Source organism: uncultured Cyclobacterium sp., from assembly GCF_963976465.1.
Taxonomy (GTDB): domain Bacteria; phylum Bacteroidota; class Bacteroidia; order Cytophagales; family Cyclobacteriaceae; genus Cyclobacterium.
The window spans coordinates 1-3,715 of the sequence record NZ_CAXBOC010000521.1; the positions used below are offsets into that span (position 1 = coordinate 1).

General features: G+C 39.7%; 2 protein-coding genes and 1 tRNA gene. 1 reads left to right on the forward strand and 2 read right to left on the reverse strand.

From position 1 onward, the window contains the following. Positions 1-941, reverse strand: a 941-nt coding sequence (locus AAC037_RS21470; RefSeq protein ID WP_339905509.1) for a histidine kinase dimerization/phospho-acceptor domain-containing protein, incomplete at its 3' end; no start/stop codon positions are given. 322 nt (positions 942-1,263) lie between these two features. Here AAC037_RS21470 and AAC037_RS21475 point away from each other — a divergent pair. Beyond that, positions 1,264-3,420, forward strand: a complete 2,157-nt coding sequence (locus AAC037_RS21475; RefSeq protein WP_339905510.1) for a transcriptional regulator — start codon at positions 1,264-1,266, stop codon at positions 3,418-3,420. An 83-nt stretch (positions 3,421-3,503) separates the two neighbouring features. On the opposite strand, the gene AAC037_RS21480 is transcribed toward AAC037_RS21475, so the two are convergent. Continuing rightward, positions 3,504-3,587 (reverse strand) — tRNA-Leu (locus AAC037_RS21480). Between the last annotated feature and the right edge of the window lie 128 nt (positions 3,588-3,715).

Sequence of the window (3,715 nt, forward strand, 5' to 3'; positions counted from 1 at the left end):
TTAATTAACGTTTTCACCTTCAATTGCTTCTCCTTTATTTGATTGGCATAAATTCCAACCACCTTCTCGGCTTTTTCAAGCAAATTCACCTCTAAAAGTTCGACCTCTATCGCATTCAATTGGGCCTGAGCCCATTTTAATAAATTGTCCAATAATTCAAAAGAACTTTTAGAAGAAGCTTTGGCCACCTTCAAAAAAGTGTCAAGGTTTTCTTTATCACCTTGCACACTGTACTCACTTGCCAATTCTAGCAAAGTATAAAGATTACCTATGGGACTACGCAGATCATGAGCTATAATTGAAAACAGCTTATTTTTTGTATCAATTTCGGCTTCTAGCTCTTTCTGCTTATTTTTTAAATTATGATTGAGCACAAAATAATCCCTAGTCCCCTTATACTTATTTTCTACCAAAAAATAGGCGCTTATACAAATCGCTACCGCTATCGGCCACCAACGAAGTGTATCACTTGCTGAAAAAGAACTATACAATTCAAAGAGTATGAAATTTGTAAACAAACCATAAACTAGTAAAATTAACATATGCTTGCTCTTCCAAACGAGGAGTAATGCAGGAATGATAAAAATAGGAATATTTGAAAGTATTAAGGGCCCTAAAGATCTTTCACTCAAGGTCAAGGAGGTAAGCACTGCATTACAAGAAATAAGCCCTATAGAATTCCCATAGGCAAGAATAAATGGATTTTTTACCCTCCCGCCTATAAACCAAGAGGCGAGTAGAACAATTGGAGTAATTAGGCTAATGAAAATATATGGAGATACCTGCATCTCGGTATTGTAATACCTCAAGGTTAAGCTTCCCAATAGACAATAAGTAAAAAGCCCAATCCAAACCGACTTTCTTGCCCCCTCCCCTAACAAAAGCAATTGCTTTTGTTTCCATAAGGTTTCAGTAGTAGCAGTATTAAGCGGTTTAGTCATAATTAGATCTTTTAGTATATCCCTGCATCATTTGTGTTATATAAAAAATTAGAGTTACTATCAAATTCTGAATAGCATATCACATTTAAGGCTATTTTCACATATTAGGTAAATATTAAAATTGATATAATTCTAGGCAAATCAACAAAAATAGGCTTAAACAGTTTATTTATTTAACAAAACTAAGACCTTTTAGGAACTAAAAAAAATAGCCTGAATTTTGACGCTATCAGTAGTATATCAAGAGTTTAGCCATTAAGCATAAAAATACAAAATCCAATCATATCACCTATCGGAATAATTAAATATAGAAACATCAAAAATGAAAATAATAAAATTAATTCTTTTACAATTATTCATCCTATGTTTGAGCGCCTTCAATACCTACTCTCAAAAACTTCATTCAGGAGAATTTTACCAGGAATATAGCCAGACCATTTCACTACCCCCACAAGCTGGGCTCGATGTAGTTAAATTGTTTAAAAATCAAGACCGCATCAAAGCAATCACCTCCCATGGCATATTTTATTACCAAAACGAAAAATGGACAGGCAGACCTTATGTTTCCGGAATAATCAATGCCAGCATTGACAAAGGGCAAACCGTTTGGATGAACAACGACAAGACGATATGGTCTGAAAAAGGGGAAAGAATTCCTAACCCTCCACGAACCCATGCACGGCAAGCCATCACCGCCACTCTTTGGTTAGACAAAAACTCCTTACTCACTGCAACTACCCACGGCTTGTACCTATGGAATGGTTCCTGGGAAAAAGACCTTTCCTTCCCGGAAATAAAGATCAATGCCATCACACAGGACAGTGAAGGCACCGTTTGGATTGCTTCAGACGAAGGACTCTGGCAGAAAAAATCAACAGAATGGCTGGACATCGACAAAATAGGCTTGGCACTTGGCCATAACAGCCAATACCTGACTGTCACCACCGGACTGAAAGGAGACGACATCTTCTTTAGCTCCCCAAAAGCAATTGCCGCTCTTGCCTCAGACGGTAACCACTGGCTCAAAAGAGGTGCTGATGGACTGCCCTACGGTCCGGCAACAACAATTCTTGAAACAGACAGCTTGTTATGGATAGGCACTGCAAAAGGCCTGATTCGCAAGGGCAAAAACTGGAGGTATTATACCAGCAAAAGATGGCTGGTTGATGATCAAATCAACGACATCCTAGCCATCGAACCGGGGAAAGTATGGGTGGCGACACCCAGTGGCATTTCCGAAATTGGACTAAAAGCCATGACCTTGGAAGAAAAGGCCAATGGCATCGAAGACATCATCGAAAAAAGACACAACAGGATAGGCATCATCAACAGGTCTAAACTAGCCATCTCCGGTGACATTAACAGTAGCTTTCTAGAAAATCAAGACAATGATGGTCTTTGGACTTCCTGCTATTTAATTGCCGAATCCTTTAGATACGCTGTCACCAAAAGTGAAGATGCCAAGGCCAAGGCAAAACGTACTTTTGAAGCGCTGGAAAGACTAGAAACAGTAACAGGAATACCAGGATATCCCGCAAGGTCTTATGTAAGATCAGAAGATCTTTTGGCTCCCTCCAGGTCTCCGCACCCTAAAAACTGGCACCCATCACCTGACGGAGAATGGCAATGGCTCGACGACACCAGCTCAGACGAAATTGTGGGACATCTATTCTCCATGGCCCTGTATCATGATTTCGTAGCAGATGAAGCAGATAAAGAGAAGGTGGTTGACTTAATTGACAGGATCGTTAGCCATATTATAGACAATGACCTGCAATTGATTGATTATGATGGCAAACCTACCAGATGGGCCATTTGGACTCCCGACTCCCTGAACAGATCTTCCAATTGGTATTACGAAAAAGGTTTGAACTCATTGCAAATCCTATCATCCTTACAAACAGCCTATCATTTCACAGGAAAGACCAAATACAAAAAAGTTTACCAGCATTTGATAGAGAAAGAAGGCTATGCACAAAATGCCTTACAGGCCAAGATGACCGATCCTTTTGATATCAGTCATTCTGATGACATATTAAATTTCTTTCCTTACTACAATTTACTAAAATACACACCCAAAGAAGATCCCAATTACCCACTCTACCTACAAAGCCTCCAAAGATCTTGGAAAGCAGTACAAACAGATAATATGCCTGTTTGGAACGTTATTGCCAGCGCCTTATTAAAAGAAGACAAGGATTTAAACATCGTATTGCATGAAATCCAAACTTTTCCTTTGGACATGATTACCTGGTCTATCGATAACAGCCATCGCTGGGACCTCAGGATTGATGAATTTCCTGGCAAAGGAAGAAGCCCACAAGCTTACACCGCCATCCCTTCACCGGAAGGCAATACCTTTAGATGGAACACCAACCCAAAACAATTGAAAATTAGCGGAGGGGGGAAAACTGAAGTAAGTGGCACTTATTACCTCGTAGCTTACTGGATGGGGAGATATTATGAGTATTGGGAGTAAAAAACTAAAAACCACCTAAAATAAAAGCCGCTTAAAATATATTTAAGCGGCTTTTTTATGTTTGCCTAACAGCATAACCAGTGTACCAGGAGCGGGAATCGAACCCGCACGACCGTGAGGTCACAAGATTTTAAGTCTTGCGTGTCTACCAGTTCCACCATCCCGGCAACATTAGCGACAACTAATATAGAAAAAGCATAGCCATTTTCACTATAATTGCCATCTAAATAATAAAGCCCTTCTTCAAGGGCTTTATATGAGCGAAAGACGAGATTCGAACTCGCGACCCCGACCT

Bases quoted from the DNA above. Each gene is read 5' to 3' on its own strand.
- AAC037_RS21475 (WP_339905510.1), top strand. From the start codon at position 1,264: ATGAAAATAATAAAATTAATTCTTTTACAATTATTCATCCTATGTTTG.